We start from the raw sequence: 15,497 nt of genomic DNA, 5'->3' as shown, positions 1-15,497 counted from the left end.
TATGAAACTAGCTATTATCGGAGATTTACACTACCCTATCGAATTGACAAATCCTAATCCACAAATCGAACAAGCCCGTGATGCTTACTATGAGCACTTTATGGATAAGTTCCTAGCTATTGACGCTGACTATCATATTTCTGTGGGAGATTTGACTCATGCAGGGGAGTATTCAGAGTTCAATTATATTATGAATAAAATCGCTGATAGTAAGTTTAGCGGTCAGTTCCTTCATATTCTAGGCAATCACGATACGTACACTTATCCGAAGAAGGACATTCTTGCTGTAACAAAGCAGCAACGCTACGGATTTATCGAGGGGCCAGATGCGACCATTCTTCTTCTGGATACTGCTCGAGAAACCCGTGACGATTGGAGCGGAACGATTGATGAAGAGCAATTGGACTGGCTTAAGCAGCAAATGAGTCGACCAACGGATCGTCCACTACTCGTTTTCGGTCATCACCCCCTGTATGGGACAACCGAGAGATCGACTGAAGAGATGATGTCTCTTGATCCTAATTTGGACATCTGGCCTGTGCTCGAGCAGTGGAAGGGGAATGGGTTTTATTTCAACGGCCATAATCACATTCATTCGATTGTCAGCAAGGACAATTGGCATTTCATTCAAACGGCATCCGTGCCAGATGTTCCTGCTGTTCGGATCGTTACTGTCCTTGAGGATGAAGTTAAGCTGGAAACTGTCAGTATAGCAAGTGAGGAATTGACCGAATGGGCATCACTCTTTACTGCTAGCATGTTTGATTATGACATTTACCCGAATGCAGAAGGAGATTCAAAAGCAGCTGAGTTAATCGTCAGCAGCCTTCACACGGGAAGAAAGCGGGTGGATCATAAGTGAATCGTAAGCCTGTAAGATTAGCTATCGTTGGCGGGAATCGGGGAGCAAGCTTCATGAATGCTCTTTACTCTCTATCGGATCGGATTCATTTGACTGCTACCTGTGATTTGAACGAGTGGGTGCTTAGTCAGTGGAAGGAAAAATTTCCGGAAATTCGAACGTACCGCGATTATCATGAAATGCTGAAGGATCCGTCCATTGACGCGGTATTTATTTTGAGCCCTATGCATCTGCATGCAAGGCAATCTATCGATGCATTGGAAGCGGGTAAGCATGTACTGAGCGAGGTTATTGCGACCCGTTCGTTAGAGGAAGCTTGGGAGCTTGTCGAGACAGTAGAACGTACGGGATTGAAATATATGATGTCTGAAAATTACTGCTTTTCGCGTTCAAATCTCACGATTAAGAATATGGCTGATCAAGGGATGTTTGGCGAAATTACTTATTTGGAAGGTGGATATATCCACGATTTGCGCCACTTAATCCATCATCCAGACGGCTCACTCACCTGGAGAGGGCAATTGCATCAACAATATAATGGGATCAATTATCCCACGCACTCTATAGGTCCAGTTGCACAATGGATTAATCTGAATAAGCCTAACGGAGACCGACTGAAAAGCGTGTCTACCTTTGTTTCTAAATCTAGATCGTTGCAGTATTATTTCGGTGAGCATTTCGGCAAAGATCACCCGGCGGCACGTAAGGGATTTTGGCAGCAGGGCGATAGTGCGGTAGCTGTCTTAGAAACGGAGAACGGTGTGCTTATTGAGCTACGTGTGGATTGGACTTCTGTACGCCCGCACAATAAAACGCATTATTTACTACAGGGAACTGAGGGGGCATTCCTTACGGGACGCCATCAGCACGAGGATGATTTGATCTGGTTTAAGAATCGTTCACCTAAAAATGTAGAAGACGGCTCGGAAATGTGGGAGCCTTTGCATAGCTATCAGCCTACGCATGACCATCCAACATGGAAGCAGTGGGGGAAATACGCTGCTGAGACGAAGCATGGCGGAGGTGATTTCCTTGTGCTGGAGGAGTTTATTTCAGCCATTCAGGAAGATCGGACGCCATCGGTGGACGTGTACGATGCAGTAACTTGGAGCTCTGTTTTTTCCTTGTCGATGGAATCGGTTGAGGCAGGCGGTAAAGCTATATTATTTCCTGACTTTAAAGCGAGAGCGAGGAAATGATGATGGAACAGGCTTTATCTAAGCTGATCATGAAGAAGGAAATACTGTCAGACTTACCTGTGTTTCAATGTCCGCCTGGGTATCGGATTCGTCATTTTCAACCGGGAGACGAACGGAATTGGGAGGACCTTATCCGGCATTCTTTTACAAGAGAAGTGAAGTTTGCTCATAAAATTGGAGATCATGTCCCTTCCTATTCCGATCGTGTGCTGTTCATCTGCAAAGGGGACCAGCCTGTCGCGACGGCTACGGCTTGGGAAACGGGCAATGGAGAATGGTACTTGCATATGGTAGGCGTGCTGCCCGATTATTCGGGCAAAGGTCTTGGTTTTGCTGCGAGTCTTGCGGCACTGCAGAAGATGAAGGAAGAGGGCGGCAAAGCGGCATTATTGGAAACTGACGATTTCCGGCTGCCTGCAATCCGAATTTATATGAAATTAGGATTCCAGCCCGTGTACAAAGACGAGAGTCATCCGGCACGGTGGGACCGGATCCTTCAATTGGTTAATCAATCGAGGTAATAAGGGCGGATTGGTGCAGGATTGTTTCAAAAATGAAGCAGGGAAGTTCGAGATTTTATCGAATTCCCTGTTTTTTGGCATATCGCTATTGGGGTAGGCGGAGCCGGCCGCCCCGTGGGATGAGAGCTGTACGATATTTTCGAGTAACGGGGTCTGGATGAGGCATGAATGGAGTGAGATGTACGATAATTTCGAGCAACGGGGTCAGGATGAGGCGTGAAAGGAGAGAGATGTACGATATTTTCGAGTAACGTGGTCAGGATGAGGCGTGAATGGAGAGAGAGGTACGATAATTTCGAGCAACGGGGTCAGGATGAGGCATGAATGTAGGTAGATATACGATATTTTCGAGTAACGAGGTATGGATGAGGCGTCAATGAAGTGAGATGTACGATATTTTCGAGTAACGAGGTATGGATGAGGCATGAATGGAGGGAGATATACGATATTTTCGAGTAACGAGGTATGGATGAGGCATGAATGGAGGGAGATGTACGAAATAATCGAGCAATGGGGTCTGGATGAGGCATGAATGGAGGTAGATGTACGATATTTTCGAGTAACGGGATCTGGATGAGCGTGAATGGAGAGAGATGTACGAAATAATCGAGCAACGGGGTCTGGATAGGGCCTGAATGGAGGGAGATATACGATATTTTCGAGCAACGAGGTCAGGATGAGGCATGAATGGAGGGAGATGTACGATATTTTCGAGCAACGGGGTCTGGATGAGGCGTGAATGGAGGGAGATGTACGATATTTTCGAGCAACGGGGTCAGGATGAGGTGTGAAAGGAGAGAGATGTACGATATTTTCGAGTAACGTGGTCAGGATGAGGCCTGAATGGAGAGAGAGGTACGATAATTTCGAGCAACGGGGTCAGGATGAGGCGTGAAAGGAGAGAGATGTACGATATTTTCGAGCAACGGGGTCAGGATGAGGCGTGAATGGAGAGAGAGGTACGATAATTTCGAGCAACGGGGTCTGGATGAAGCATGAATGTAGGGAGCTGTACGATATTTTCGAGCAATGAGGTCAGGATGAGGGCCGAATGGAGGTAGCTGTACGATATTTTCGAGCAACGAGGTCTGGATGAGGTGTGAATGGAGAGAGATGTACGATATTTTCGAGCAACGAGGTCTGGATGAGGCATGAATGGAGTGAGATGTATGATAATTTCGAGTAACGAGGTATGGATGAGGCATGAATGTAGGGAGATGTACGAAATAATCGAGCAACGGGGTCTGGATGAGGCGTGAATGGAGAGGGATGTACGACAATTTCGAGTAACGGGGTCAGCAACGATGATGGTCAGTCAGCCCAAAAAAGCGTTGATACAGGTTTTTTACCTGTACCAACGCTTTTTTGCGTTTGTATGAGCTTCTAAGAGGTACTCAACCAGACAGACAGCTAAAAATATCGGCCATCCTTGAGGTTCTGAACGAACTCCTGTAGCCATGTGTAGTAGCTGAGTGCATTCCGAAGCTTGTGTAGATCCTTCAGACAGAGCTGGCGCTCATCCTCCGTGGTGTCTATCGCTAGAATGATCTCAGTTAGATGAGGTATGACGTCATTGATGGCCTGGGTCATGACATCAACTTCTCGTTGAAGCTTGGTAGTAAAGAAATTTTGAAACGCCTGAAAAAAATCAGTTTCCGCAAGATAAAGGTCCTTGCGTTCGTCCTTCTCTTCAAGCTTGTTAACCATCTTGGAAGCCATCAGCGAGCGAACCGCATAGCTCATGTTGCTTTTACTCATGTTCATATGAGTTTTCATATCTTCGAGTGTCATGGGCTTGTCCTCGAAATACATAATGCCGTATAGCTCACCAAATGAATGGGTCGCGCCATACAAATCCATTGTATCTGCAATTGCATTAATTACTTTGCGACGAAGCTCTTCACGCTGTACTGGTAAGGAATTATCCTCTTCCAAAGCTAATTGTTTCAAAGAATCACCTGCAATCAAATCAATTTATACGAGCTTTTATGATTTCATTATACGTTAAAGCGTGTCATTGAACAGCAATCTTTTATCTCTTTTACACGATTTTATACTAAATTTTACACTGGGAAAACCAAACGCCCAAAAATCTAATGTACAATAATTTTTGTACAGAACGAATTAAAGCAAGTATAACGACAATAAAAAGCAATATTCGATAGTTAGTTAAAAATATATTGAATGATAAAAAGGAGAGGGAAATTTGAAACAATCAAAACTACTAGCGGATGGGAAGGCGCTCTTATTCACCTTACCGGCGATGGTTCCGCTCACCGTCTTCTGGCTAGCTCCGCTTGTATATGCACTTTATCTTAGCTTTACTGAGTGGGATTTTATGAGCCCGAACAAGCTGTTCGTCGGCATTAGTAATTATACGGAGCTATTCGAAAATCCTGCTTTCTACAAATCGCTCTGGGTAACATTGTTGTTTGTAGTAGGAAGCGTGCTTCCGATTATGATCGGTGGTCTGGCATTCGCAATACTGCTCAATAGTAAGCTGAGATTTTCTGGTCTGTATCGCTTGCTCATCTTCTCCCCATGGGTGACACCGACAGTTGCAGTTTCAATTGTTTGGTCATGGATCTTCGAGCCAGAGGTAGGACTTGCAAATAGCGTACTTAGATTTTTTGGTTCTAATGGTGTCGGCTGGCTAAATGATCCCCAATGGGCTCTTGTCGGTGTCTTGATTGTTACAGTATGGAAATCGGTCGGGTGGGCGATGATCTTCTACCTAGTGGCCTTACGTAACTTACCACAGGATTTGCTAGAGGCCGCCTCTCTTGATGGAGCAGGAAGCTGGCGCAAATTCATCAATGTGACTGTACCGCTTATATCGCCAACAACCTTCTTCTTATTGATTATCCTGATTAGACAGTCTGTACAGGCTTACGATCAGATTAATGTAATGACACAGGGCGGACCTTCAGGATCAACGAGAACATTATTGTACATGTATTATCAGTCTGCATTTGAGTCCTATAACATTGGCGAAGGTTCCGCTGTCGCTATCGTGTTGGTCATTGGCTGTGTGCTTCTCTCAGTGGTGTCATTCATGTTTAGTCGGCGAAACGTCCACTACCATTAAATATTGATTGGAAAAGGAGAGCACACCCATGATTGCGAGAAGAGTACTACCCAATCTTACAAGACATCTACTTCTGTTGCTAATCGGCGCTTTAATGGCTTTCCCGTTTTATTGGATGGCTACAAGCGGCTTGAAAACCAATGACGAGATATGGCAGTTTCCACCATCCTTCTGGCCGGAGGCACCCAAATGGGGGAATTATTTAGAGGCTTGGAAGGCAGCGCCCTTCTGGCGTTATATGACCAATAGTATTGGTGTGGCTAGTGCGATTGCATTCATTCAGGTTATCAATTCTGCGATGATTGCTTATGCGCTGACCCATATGAAATTTAGGTTAAAGGGCCTCTTAACAGCCATTATCATGGTTGGTTTCATGGTACCGAACATCGCTGTTTATTTGCCAAGCTACATCATACTCGCAAATCTTAATCTGCTTGATACCTACACAGGATTAATATTGTCCAACTCAGTTAGTGTTTTCTCGATCTTTCTAATTAGACAAGCTTTTCTGCAGGTATCTCATGAAATGGTGGAGGCTGGGCAAATCGATGGAGCGTCGCATGGGCGTATTTTATGGACCATTCTTCTGCCCCTAACGCGTTCTTCATTTGCGGTATTGGTCCTCATCACTTTCATTGAACAATACAACAACTATTTCTGGCCTATGTTAATTACCAAGAACCCTGATTTGCAATTAGTATCGGCGGGTCTACGCAGTTTCTTCGTGGAGGGAGGTGCTTATGGGCTTAAGTGGCCTCTTATCATGGCTGGCAGCTCATTCACAATTGCACCATTAATTTTACTATTTTTGCTTACACAAAAGACGATTATGCAAAGCGTGAATTTATCAGCGGGTGTTAACAAAGGTTGAAAATATATCACTATCAAAACAAATGAAGCGAGGGATAGGAAAATGATTTCATTGAGAAAAGGTTTACTATTTACGATGGTATTGAGTTTTGTTCTGTTAACGGCTTGTGGTACAAATAACGATAAAACGGCTGGTGCTACTGGTGGGAATGAGTCGAGTACACCAACGAATTCTGCGCCTGAGGTTAAGAAGCCGGTAACAATCGAATTCTGGTATGGATTGGGCGGCAAGCTGGGCGACCATATGAAGACTCTTATTAATGAGTTTAATGCCTCACAGCAAGAAGTTATCGTTAAGGGGATTGTGCAAGCCGACTACACGGAGACTGAGCAGAAGCTTCAAGCTGCCATCGCTGCGGGTAAGGTTCCAGCTGCTGTACTAGCTTCAAATGTGGATTGGGCGCGCAAAGGTTATTTTGCCCCATTGGACGAGTTGATGGCGGAGTATCCGGATTATAACAAAGAAGATTTCGTGCAAACCTTCATGACACAGGGACAGGTGGACGGCAAGCAATATTTCGTTCCTATGTATGGTACGACTCAGGTTATGTATTATCGTAAGGATTTGTTTGAGAAGGCAGGCATTAAAGCTGAAGAGGTAAAGACTTGGGAAGATCTCGCTGCAGCTGCTGCAAAAATGACAGTGAAGGCAAATGGAAAAACAACCGTGTACGGATGGGAACCAATGTGGGGCTATGAGAATATGGTTGATGCCGTATTAAGCAAAGGCGGCCGTGTTCTTAGTGAAGATGGCAAGACTGTTTTGATCAATACTCCTGAATGGGTAGAGACATGGTCACTGTTCAGCAAATGGATTCATGAAGATGGCATTATGGGCATTCACTCTGGTGGACAAGGCTGGGAATATTGGTACAAGACGATTGATGACGTAATGAAGGGTCAAGCTGCAGGCTATACCGGTTCAAGCGGTGACCAAGGTGATCTTGATTTTACACAGCTTGGAGCTATGGAGCAGCCAGGATGGGCTGGAGTGGGCGAGGGTAAGCCAGTAGCAAATGGAATTATGGCCGGTATCCCGGCAAAAGCAAGCCCCGAGGAGCAGCAAGCAGCGTTCAAATGGTTTGCGTTCTTCAACAATGCAAAGAACACGGCATTCTGGTCGATGAATACTGGTTATATTGCAGTTCGTCAATCTGCACTTAATGATCCTGATTTTGCAGCTTACAGTGAGAAAAATCCACAAAGCAAAATCCCGCTTATGCAGGCAGCACACGGTTCTGCTCCGTTCCAAGATCCAACTGGCGGAAAAATTACCGATGCTCTGAAGATTGCGGCGGATAAAGTACAAATCGAGAAAATCCCAGCAGAGAAGGCGCTTAAAGAAGCACAGGAAACGGCCCAGAAGGCACTGGATAAAATGAACAAATAGGAGTGTGACGAAAGCAATGCCTGAACTCAATATCAATAAAGTCAGCTATGAAATAACAGGCATTCTATTCGATAAGGATGGCACACTTCTAGATTTTGTATCCATGTGGGGTAACTGGAGCGAGTATATGATTAAAAGCTTCAGGAGCCGATTGGCGGAGCTTGGCTTGGAGCTGCCCAAGATGGAGTCCTCATTTTGGGGGACAATCCACGGGTCGGATGGAACGATCAATGATTACGACCGGAATGGACCGCTTGCGATGGGAACAATGGAGGAGCTTTTTGCCCTCCTGATATGGCAGGGATATCAGCTAGGTCTGTCTTGGGATAAATCCAAGGTGCTGGTGCAGCTATGCCGATTAGCAGCTGATGAGGAGCTAGAGCGGGTTCGTCCCGCTCGGCCGATCAGCGGTATCAAGGAGCTACTCGCAGCATGTCACGAACAAGGGATTCCGTTAGGTGTAGTAACGGCTGACGAAACAGGAGCAGCGGAGAAGCATCTGGAATGGCTAGGTATTAGGCATTATTTTAGTGTTGTTGTTGGAACTGACCAAGTGGAGCGAGGAAAGCCGTTCCCCGATATGATGGAGCTTGCTTGTCGCAAGCTTTCCATCGATGTTCAAGGAGCTGTCGTGGTCGGCGATACGAATGGAGATATGAGAATGGGGAAGTCTGCAGGTGCAAGACTCTGCATTGGTCTTGACCGATCCGACGCCGAAGCAGCTGGAGAGGGAACTTTTCAGGATGCGGACATTATTATTGGTGCTTATGAGGAGCTTCAGCCAGGAGGGAGGCCCAAATGAAAGCTTCGGGCGGAATAGGCTGGTTGTTTCTAGCTTTAGCTATTGTACTTGAACTGTCGGGCACGATTTCGATGAAGATGTCCGAAGGTTTTACAAAGCTGTGGCCATCTCTTCTCATGTTCCTTTTCTACGGGGCGAGCTTCACATTTCTTAATTTTGCTCTGAATTATATGGATATGAGTATTGCTTATGCAATCTGGTCCGGCGTCGGTATCGTTCTGATTTCGTTGGTAGGTGTGAAGCTGTTCAATGAGCAGCTTCCGCTAACCTCCATGATGTGGATTGTCGTTATCGTAATTGGTGTAATCGGATTAAATATAAGCTCCAAGGTTCATCAGTGATTTTCCAGTGAAGAGATAGTGGCTAGTGGAAAAGGGGTGTATGCATGTCAACAACAAACCATAGCAATTTCGCCGAATCTAATGAGCAGCCTCTGGCTGTCTTTCAGGTTATTACTGACACGCATGTGACGACCGATCCGGATCATGAATATAATCATAACTTCGATAGAGCTTTGAAGGATATTGTTGCCCATACTAACGGAAGCATTGGAATTATGCATGTCGGAGACTTGACGGACCATGGTTTTATTGAAGAATATGAGCATTTGAATAGCATTGTAGAAGCGAATAAAGATGGGCTTCCTGTTATTCGTTATGCTGTTGGTAATCATGATATTGCTTTCGGAATCTGGGAATCAAGACTGGGAAATTACACAAACTATTCAGGTATGACAGGTGCGTATCACGATCACTGGATTGAGGGGTATCATTTTATCTTTCTCGGCACGGAGAAGGGACTTGAGAAGTTCTGTCACTTGTCTAAGGAGCAGCTGGATTGGCTGGATAAGAAATTGGGCGAGGATGCTTCTGAGGACAGACCGGTATTTGTTTTCTTGCATCAGCCCCTTCTCGATACAGTAGCAGGTTCATTGAAGGCACAGGACTGGTTCGGTGTTGTGCAGGATACTGAGCTAAAGCTTGTCCTAAAGAAACACCCGCAAGCGATTATGTTCAGTGGGCATACGCATTGGCAGCTGGAAGCTGGACATACGATGTTCGACGGTCGTGGAGAGACAGCGACTATGTTTAACGCAGCATCGGTTGCTTATCTTTGGACGGATGCGGATGCTCATCTTACGGGTAGCCAAGGCTATTATGTGGAAATTTATGCGGATAAGGTTCTCGTAAAAGGCCGAGATTTTACAACGAGCAGTTGGGTGGAATCCGCGCAATTCCAGGTTAATTATCCTCCTATACCGCTTAATGACTCATCTACAAAGTGAAAGCTTCAAAGCCTTAAAAAGGGTAGAAGATGGACAGAATGTCTATTTCCTGCCCTTTTTTGCTATTTGGAAACCGGATGAACTGAGACACCTATCTCCTACTAATGGTAATATGAGGACATAGAAATGAAGATAGGGTGGTAACAATGAATAAAACATTTATTAAAGCTCTCATTACAGGAATAATGTTTGTATTTGTTTTTTATGCTTTTCAGATGATACGAAGGGAATATTTTAGTCCTAATGATGTTCCAGATATTATAAGCTCTTATGCATCAGTTGATTATTTACAGCAAGAAACCAAATATGGATCTATATCAAGCCCAATGTGGAGAGTAATTGAAAGCCTTGGATTGATGCTATTAGGGGTAGCTGTTTTTTATGTAGGAAGGCTTCTGAGAAGGAAGAAATAAACTCACACATGGAAACGATAGAAGGATTATGCCGGATTGAGCTTAATGAGCTCTTCTATATGAAGGAGTAGTGCGTATGAACAATGATATTTTAGAAAATGTACTTAGTTGTATGCTGTTGAGCGATGGAGCTTCCAACATTCAAAGAGTACAAACCGAGCATCGAATAAAACTGGCTGAGTTATGGGACATAAAAGCAGGAAGCAGAGTGCTGGAAATAGGCTGCGGTCAGGGAGATACGACAGCTGTGTTGGCTTATTTAGTTGGCGATAATGGGTTAGTACATGGAATTGATATTGCTTCGCCTGACTACGGCAGTCCAATTACACTTGGTGATGCGATATCCCACTTAAAGCAGTCCAAACTAGGTAAACAAATCGATATCCGTTTTGAAGTTGATGTGCTTTCTCCGGATGTTGATTTTCCAGACCATTATTTTGATACGATCGTGCTGTCCCACTGCTCCTGGTACTTGAAATCCTTCGAAGAGCTCTCCCGAATACTGGAGAAGGTTAAGAGATGGGGAAAATCCTTATGTTTAGCGGAATGGGACACCCGAATTAAGACTATGGAGCAGTTCCCACATTTCTTGGCTGTGTCTATTCAAGCGCAATACGAGTGTTTTAAGGAGAGTAGCTTTTCCAATATTCGTACGTTATTTACCCCGGAGGATCTGAAAGAGCTAGCTGTGAATGCGGGCTGGAAAATTGTAAAAGAGCAATCGATTAACTCAACAGATTTACAAGATGGCGGGTGGGAGGTCGATTTTACTTTATCGGAATATGTATCTGAATTAAATGAATTACCCCATGCACCGGAAAAGCTTAAAGCTTATATCCAATCCGAAGTGAAGCTATTGAAGGATGCATCTGCTAATTGCAGTAGCATTCAATCTTTATCCACCTACACATTCATTGCGGAGTAAGTTGTCAGAGCAATTCTCAACCCAATGCTCACCCCGTTTTATAGAAACATTTTCCAAGTTGATTCCGTTAATTGAATAGTAAGGAGTATAAGGGAATAGGTGGGGTTCTCTTGAGGAAATGGTTGATTTATGGATTAGCTATGTCGGTTATAGTAACTGTGGTAATAGTTTGGATGGCTTATTCAACGCCTCAATATGAGTTTATTCATCCCAAAGCCAGCAAATCTGTATCTCAATGTCCTGAAGTAGCTATGGAGGAGGGGGATGAATGTTATTTTATCCCCAACTTGAATTATTCTGAAGCTATACGTTGGCATGAAAATAAGCTTTCCACTTCAGGGTGGGAAGGTGGCGCTTCTAACGATTTTGTTCCCTTTACTTATATTTATGAAAAAGAAAATAAACGTATTAGTCTGATTTTTTATCCAGCCAATGTAACAATAGAAGGGAATATTTCTACTATTCATTATGATAGACCGGGTGTGGGCTTGCTTATTAAGAAGTTACTTTGACTTTCTAAGAGGGTCATGATATCTTAAAACTGTTAACTGTTTTGAGATATCATGAGGTGAGAAGTAATGAGTATCATAAAAAGAAATATAATGGGTGATACGGTATCCCGTAAGCTTCGCAAAGCGATTATAACGGGGAAATATCCCGATCGTTACCATCTAGCGGAGCCTGTACTCGCGGAAGAATGGGGCATGAGCAGAGGGCCCATTAGAGATGCGTTGCAGCTTCTAGTAAGAGAAGGATTCGCGGAGCGGTTATCCAACGGTCGGGTGTGTGTTCGGAAATTCGACGAGCAGGATATCCGTAATCTCTTTGAATTTCGGTATATGCTAGAGAGCTTTTCTGTTATCAGATGGATAGCAAATCCCTCAGAGCTATTTGCTATGAACGAATTTATGATGATACTGGCTAATATGAGAGACCTCACAATTTCTACTGATGAATTCTCCCAATGGGATATGCTGTTCCATCGGAGCATCGTGAGCTTGTCTGCGAATAAGTCACTCATTCAGTCTTGGAACGGTCTTGAGGATGTTATTATGTCTATTCTTGAAATCACGAATAAAGGAAATCCTCGATCTGATCAAATCATAGACCACCATCAATCGATTCTTACGGCTATTCAAGAGCATAATGCAGATAAAGCCTGTGCATTGATCAAGATGCATCTTGATGAGGCGGAGCAAGTGATGATCACTAACTTGAAAGAGCTGCTAGCTACATAATCAGCTTTCTTTAAACGTAAAGTGTTAACAGTTATACGATATACATAAAGGTAACAAGAAGGGAAGGAATCAACTATGAAAGCTTATGCATTGCCTCACGAATTTTCAGATCTTCATCAGGAACGCCAAATCCTTAAGGAAATCGGCGTGGAACTAATTGAGCTCACCGTAAATAAGTCTGACGAGATTATTAGGGAGGCAGCCGATGGCGTGGCACTCTTCGTCCAATATACGCCTATCACTGCTGAAATTATTGAAGGTTTGCAGCATTGCCAAGTTATTATCCGCTATGGAATTGGGTTCGATAATGTAGATTTGTTGGCAGCGGCAAAACGAGGGATCTGGGTATGTAATATCCCGCATTATTGCATGGACGAGGTTGCCGATCACACCTTTGCTCTTCTGCTTGGCGCCTCTCGTAAGCTGACCGTCTGCAACGAAAGTGTACATAAAGGGGAATGGGATTTCTTACAGCATCGCCCTATTCAATGTCTTGCTGGAAAGACACTTGGTCTCGCTGGCTTTGGACAGATTGCGCAGATGGTTGCCAAACGGGCGAAAGCATTCGATATGAAGATCATAACCCATGATCCTTGGGCTTCACCCGAAGCTCTTGCTCATTATGACGTTCGAGCTGTTACACGCGATGAATTGTTCGCTACTAGCGATTATTTGTCTCTTCATATGCCATTAAACGAAGATACACGTTATTTTGTAAGTGCCGATACATTGAACCAGATGAAAGAGGGAGTCGTGATCGTCAATACAGCACGTGGGGCTCTCGTAAATATAGAGGATGCTGCCGCAGCGGTTGTGGAAGGGAAAATTGGAGTGTTATGCCTAGATGTACTTGAGCAGGAGCCACCGTCTGTAGACAACCCATTAATCGGTCATTCTAATGTCATTCTTACTCCCCATAGTGCCTATTACTCTGAAGAATCGCTTCCCCGTCTTCAACGTTTGGCAGGTGAGGAAGCAGCACGCGTTATAAGCGGCGCATTGCCTAATTCCCCGGTGAATGCTTCATATATGAAGAAAAAGGAGAGAGCAGCGGATGACTCATCGATTTGAAGGTAAGGTTGCGATCGTAACGGGCGGGGGAAGCGGTATAGGTCGTGAAACGGCTGTGCGCCTTGCTTCAGAAGGAGCACATGTCATTATCGCCAATCGTTCGGAAACCCAAGCAGCAGGCACTTTGGAGAGAGTAGCACAGACTGGAGGCAGCTGTCGCTATATTAAGACTGATGTCGGTAGCAATGCGAGTGTCAGAAATCTAATTGATGAAGCTGTTCGACAATATGGCCGGTTAGATATTATCGTTCATAGCGCTGCAATTGAGTCGTTGAAGAACGTCGTGGAATTAACGGAGGACGAATGGGAGGACACGATTCGAGTTAATCTGTCTAGTGCATTTTATTTGGGCAAGTACGCGATCCCCCATCTTATTAAAAGCAATGGCGGAGCCTTTATTAATGTTGCCTCCGTGCACGCCCACGCTACGATTCGCAATCATGCTGCCTATTCGGCGTCCAAGGGCGGAATGCTTGCATTGACTAAAAGCATGGCTATTGATTTTGCAGAACACGGTGTGCGAGTTAATGCTGTTCTTCCTGGCGCAACGGATACGGGGATGCTCAATCGTTGGGCCAAGCTTGATGGACAGACGGATTCGGAACCCAAATTGGCTTGGAAGGATGCTCAGCCACTGGGACGTATTGGTGAGCCGGAAGAGATTGCGGCATTAATCTGTTTCCTGGCCAGTGATGAAGCCAAATTCATAATCGGCTCCGGCTTTGTTATCGACGGTGGCATGCTAGCACAGCTTTGATTTTAGTGAGCGGACCGACTAAGGGAAAGAAGGGGAATTATGAGTTTATCTATGATGCAGGCTTTAGTATATGAGGGTCCTAAACAATTGAATTTAAGAAATATAGCTGTGCCAACGCCTCGCAAAAACGAGGTGTTGGTTCAGGTGGAGAGAGTAGGAATATGCGGCTCCGAGCTAAGCGGATATTTGGGAGAAAGCTCGATCCGAACAGCGCCACTTGTGATGGGTCATGAATTTTCTGGACGGATCGTGAGTGTAGGAGAGGAAGTGAAAGGCTTCTCCATCGGTGACCGGGTTGCTCCAAACCCTTTGATTTCCTGCCGTAGCTGCCGGTACTGTTTATCTGGTTATGCGCAATTATGTCCAGATCGACTTTTGCTCGGAGCGCATATTGCAGGAGCTTTCGCAGAATACGTAGCTGTACCTGAGAGCAATCTTTACATACTAGAAGATAAGGTTAGTTATGAAGAAGGCGCAATTGCCGAACCATTGGCATGCGGAGTACATGCCTGTCGACAGCTAAAGCTGCAACCAACGGATCGGCTATTGATTTGCGGTGGGGGCCCGATTGGATTATTGGCCTATCTAGCAGCAAAGCAATTCGGAGTAGATCAAGTAGTCATTTACGATCTCAATGAAAGCCGTTTAGCCATTGCTCGTGAATTGGGAGCAATTGCTGTTCGTACGAATGAGGAGCTTATCAATCTAATGCCTGTGGGCGGATTTGATGCTTCCATCGATGCAGTAGGAGTCCAAGCAACCCGTTCGTTATGCGTTAAAAACACGAGAGTAGGGGGTAAAGTCTCGTTTATCGGTCTACATGAAGCGGAAAGTTTATTGCCGATAAATGAAATTGTACGCAATGAAATCCAGCTGATCGGTACATTCGCCTACACGCCACTCGATTTCGAAACGGCTTTAAGATGGATTACAGAGGGAAAAATTGCAATTTCATCATGGACGGAAACAGCCTCGCTGTCCGAAGGAAAGGCCTGTTTCGATAAGCTATTGAGCAATTCCGGCGGTGGTGTATTGAAATTCATGCTCTCAATGGGGCATAAGGAGGACTGAGCGCT

The 15,497-nt window shown here is 44.8% G+C and carries 17 protein-coding genes; 16 read left to right on the top strand and 1 reads right to left on the bottom strand.

Annotated elements, in window-relative coordinates:
* Position 1: 1 nt before the first annotated feature.
* Genes KCTCHS21_RS24125 through KCTCHS21_RS24115 form a run of 3 tightly spaced genes read left to right on the top strand, consistent with a single transcriptional unit; the run spans position 2 to position 2,582 of the window.
* On the top strand, positions 2 to 862 hold the full coding sequence (locus KCTCHS21_RS24125; RefSeq protein WP_130614185.1) for a metallophosphoesterase family protein: 861 nt from the start codon (positions 2 to 4) through the stop codon (positions 860 to 862).
* Positions 859 to 2,061, top strand: coding sequence for a Gfo/Idh/MocA family protein (locus tag KCTCHS21_RS24120; RefSeq protein ID WP_130614183.1), 1,203 nt, complete (start codon positions 859 to 861; stop codon positions 2,059 to 2,061). Before KCTCHS21_RS24125 ends, KCTCHS21_RS24120 begins: the two co-directional genes overlap by 4 nt.
* Positions 2,058 to 2,582, top strand: a complete 525-nt coding sequence (locus KCTCHS21_RS24115; protein WP_130614181.1) for a GNAT family N-acetyltransferase — start codon at positions 2,058 to 2,060, stop codon at positions 2,580 to 2,582. The genes KCTCHS21_RS24120 and KCTCHS21_RS24115 overlap by 4 nt, the downstream gene beginning before the upstream one ends.
* 1,410 nt (positions 2,583 to 3,992) lie before the next feature.
* On the opposite strand, the gene KCTCHS21_RS24110 is transcribed toward KCTCHS21_RS24115, so the two are convergent.
* Positions 3,993 to 4,532, bottom strand: a complete 540-nt coding sequence (locus KCTCHS21_RS24110; RefSeq protein WP_130614179.1) for a GbsR/MarR family transcriptional regulator — start codon at positions 4,530 to 4,532, stop codon at positions 3,993 to 3,995.
* A gap of 313 nt (positions 4,533 to 4,845) precedes the next feature.
* On the opposite strand from KCTCHS21_RS24110, the gene KCTCHS21_RS24105 reads away from it, so the two are divergent.
* From KCTCHS21_RS24105 to KCTCHS21_RS24045, 13 genes are all read left to right on the top strand, one after another.
* Complete coding sequence (locus KCTCHS21_RS24105; protein ID WP_130616679.1) at positions 4,846 to 5,670, top strand: carbohydrate ABC transporter permease; 825 nt, start codon at positions 4,846 to 4,848, stop codon at positions 5,668 to 5,670.
* 28 nt (positions 5,671 to 5,698) lie between these two features.
* On the top strand, positions 5,699 to 6,541 hold the full coding sequence (locus KCTCHS21_RS24100) for a carbohydrate ABC transporter permease (RefSeq protein WP_130614177.1): 843 nt from the start codon (positions 5,699 to 5,701) through the stop codon (positions 6,539 to 6,541).
* 42 nt (positions 6,542 to 6,583) lie between these two features.
* A complete protein-coding gene (locus KCTCHS21_RS24095; protein WP_130614175.1) occupies positions 6,584 to 7,930 on the top strand; it encodes an ABC transporter substrate-binding protein in 1,347 nt (448 codons plus the stop codon).
* 16 nt (positions 7,931 to 7,946) lie between these two features.
* Positions 7,947 to 8,732: an HAD family hydrolase gene (locus tag KCTCHS21_RS24090; RefSeq protein WP_130614173.1), complete on the top strand. Its 786-nt coding sequence runs from the start codon at positions 7,947 to 7,949 to the stop codon at positions 8,730 to 8,732.
* Complete coding sequence (locus KCTCHS21_RS24085; RefSeq protein ID WP_130614171.1) at positions 8,729 to 9,073, top strand: DMT family transporter; 345 nt, start codon at positions 8,729 to 8,731, stop codon at positions 9,071 to 9,073. Before KCTCHS21_RS24090 ends, KCTCHS21_RS24085 begins: the two co-directional genes overlap by 4 nt.
* Before the next feature lie 44 nt (positions 9,074 to 9,117).
* Positions 9,118 to 10,017: a metallophosphoesterase family protein gene (locus KCTCHS21_RS24080; RefSeq protein WP_130614169.1), complete on the top strand. Its 900-nt coding sequence runs from the start codon at positions 9,118 to 9,120 to the stop codon at positions 10,015 to 10,017.
* 146 nt (positions 10,018 to 10,163) lie between these two features.
* Positions 10,164 to 10,430, top strand: a complete 267-nt coding sequence (locus tag KCTCHS21_RS24075) for a hypothetical protein (RefSeq protein WP_130614167.1) — start codon at positions 10,164 to 10,166, stop codon at positions 10,428 to 10,430.
* A gap of 76 nt (positions 10,431 to 10,506) precedes the next feature.
* The gene (locus KCTCHS21_RS24070) at positions 10,507 to 11,355 is read left to right on the top strand and encodes a class I SAM-dependent methyltransferase (RefSeq protein WP_130614165.1); all 849 of its coding nucleotides are present in this window, start codon (positions 10,507 to 10,509) and stop codon (positions 11,353 to 11,355) included.
* Between the two features lie 110 nt (positions 11,356 to 11,465).
* Positions 11,466 to 11,867, top strand: coding sequence for a hypothetical protein (locus tag KCTCHS21_RS24065; protein WP_130614163.1), 402 nt, complete (start codon positions 11,466 to 11,468; stop codon positions 11,865 to 11,867).
* A gap of 66 nt (positions 11,868 to 11,933) precedes the next feature.
* Positions 11,934 to 12,593, top strand: coding sequence for a GntR family transcriptional regulator (locus tag KCTCHS21_RS24060; RefSeq protein ID WP_130614161.1), 660 nt, complete (start codon positions 11,934 to 11,936; stop codon positions 12,591 to 12,593).
* A gap of 75 nt (positions 12,594 to 12,668) precedes the next feature.
* On the top strand, positions 12,669 to 13,664 hold the full coding sequence (locus tag KCTCHS21_RS24055; RefSeq protein ID WP_130614158.1) for a C-terminal binding protein: 996 nt from the start codon (positions 12,669 to 12,671) through the stop codon (positions 13,662 to 13,664).
* Positions 13,648 to 14,421, top strand: a complete 774-nt coding sequence (locus KCTCHS21_RS24050; protein ID WP_130614156.1) for an SDR family NAD(P)-dependent oxidoreductase — start codon at positions 13,648 to 13,650, stop codon at positions 14,419 to 14,421. The genes KCTCHS21_RS24055 and KCTCHS21_RS24050 overlap by 17 nt, the downstream gene beginning before the upstream one ends.
* A gap of 39 nt (positions 14,422 to 14,460) precedes the next feature.
* Positions 14,461 to 15,492 carry a zinc-dependent alcohol dehydrogenase gene (locus KCTCHS21_RS24045; protein ID WP_232057945.1) on the top strand — a complete coding sequence of 344 codons (1,032 nt, stop codon included), beginning with the start codon at positions 14,461 to 14,463 and terminating at the stop codon, positions 15,490 to 15,492.
* The last annotated feature ends 5 nt before the right edge of the window (positions 15,493 to 15,497 follow it).

Source organism: Cohnella abietis (genome assembly GCF_004295585.1).
Lineage (GTDB): Bacteria > Bacillota > Bacilli > Paenibacillales > Paenibacillaceae > Cohnella > Cohnella abietis.
This window is presented reverse-complemented; position numbering and strand designations above follow the sequence as displayed.

Coding starts and splice junctions, on each gene's coding strand:
- KCTCHS21_RS24125 (WP_130614185.1), top strand. CDS start 2: ATGAAACTAGCTATTATCGGAGATTTACACTACCCTATCGAATTGACA.
- KCTCHS21_RS24115 (WP_130614181.1), top strand. CDS start 2,058: ATGATGATGGAACAGGCTTTATCTAAGCTGATCATGAAGAAGGAAATA.
- KCTCHS21_RS24105 (WP_130616679.1), top strand. CDS start 4,846: ATGGTTCCGCTCACCGTCTTCTGGCTAGCTCCGCTTGTATATGCACTT.
- KCTCHS21_RS24100 (WP_130614177.1), top strand. CDS start 5,699: ATGATTGCGAGAAGAGTACTACCCAATCTTACAAGACATCTACTTCTG.
- KCTCHS21_RS24095 (WP_130614175.1), top strand. CDS start 6,584: ATGATTTCATTGAGAAAAGGTTTACTATTTACGATGGTATTGAGTTTT.
- KCTCHS21_RS24090 (WP_130614173.1), top strand. CDS start 7,947: ATGCCTGAACTCAATATCAATAAAGTCAGCTATGAAATAACAGGCATT.
- KCTCHS21_RS24085 (WP_130614171.1), top strand. CDS start 8,729: ATGAAAGCTTCGGGCGGAATAGGCTGGTTGTTTCTAGCTTTAGCTATT.
- KCTCHS21_RS24080 (WP_130614169.1), top strand. CDS start 9,118: ATGTCAACAACAAACCATAGCAATTTCGCCGAATCTAATGAGCAGCCT.
- KCTCHS21_RS24075 (WP_130614167.1), top strand. CDS start 10,164: ATGAATAAAACATTTATTAAAGCTCTCATTACAGGAATAATGTTTGTA.
- KCTCHS21_RS24070 (WP_130614165.1), top strand. CDS start 10,507: ATGAACAATGATATTTTAGAAAATGTACTTAGTTGTATGCTGTTGAGC.
- KCTCHS21_RS24060 (WP_130614161.1), top strand. CDS start 11,934: ATGAGTATCATAAAAAGAAATATAATGGGTGATACGGTATCCCGTAAG.
- KCTCHS21_RS24055 (WP_130614158.1), top strand. CDS start 12,669: ATGAAAGCTTATGCATTGCCTCACGAATTTTCAGATCTTCATCAGGAA.
- KCTCHS21_RS24050 (WP_130614156.1), top strand. CDS start 13,648: ATGACTCATCGATTTGAAGGTAAGGTTGCGATCGTAACGGGCGGGGGA.
- KCTCHS21_RS24045 (WP_232057945.1), top strand. CDS start 14,461: ATGAGTTTATCTATGATGCAGGCTTTAGTATATGAGGGTCCTAAACAA.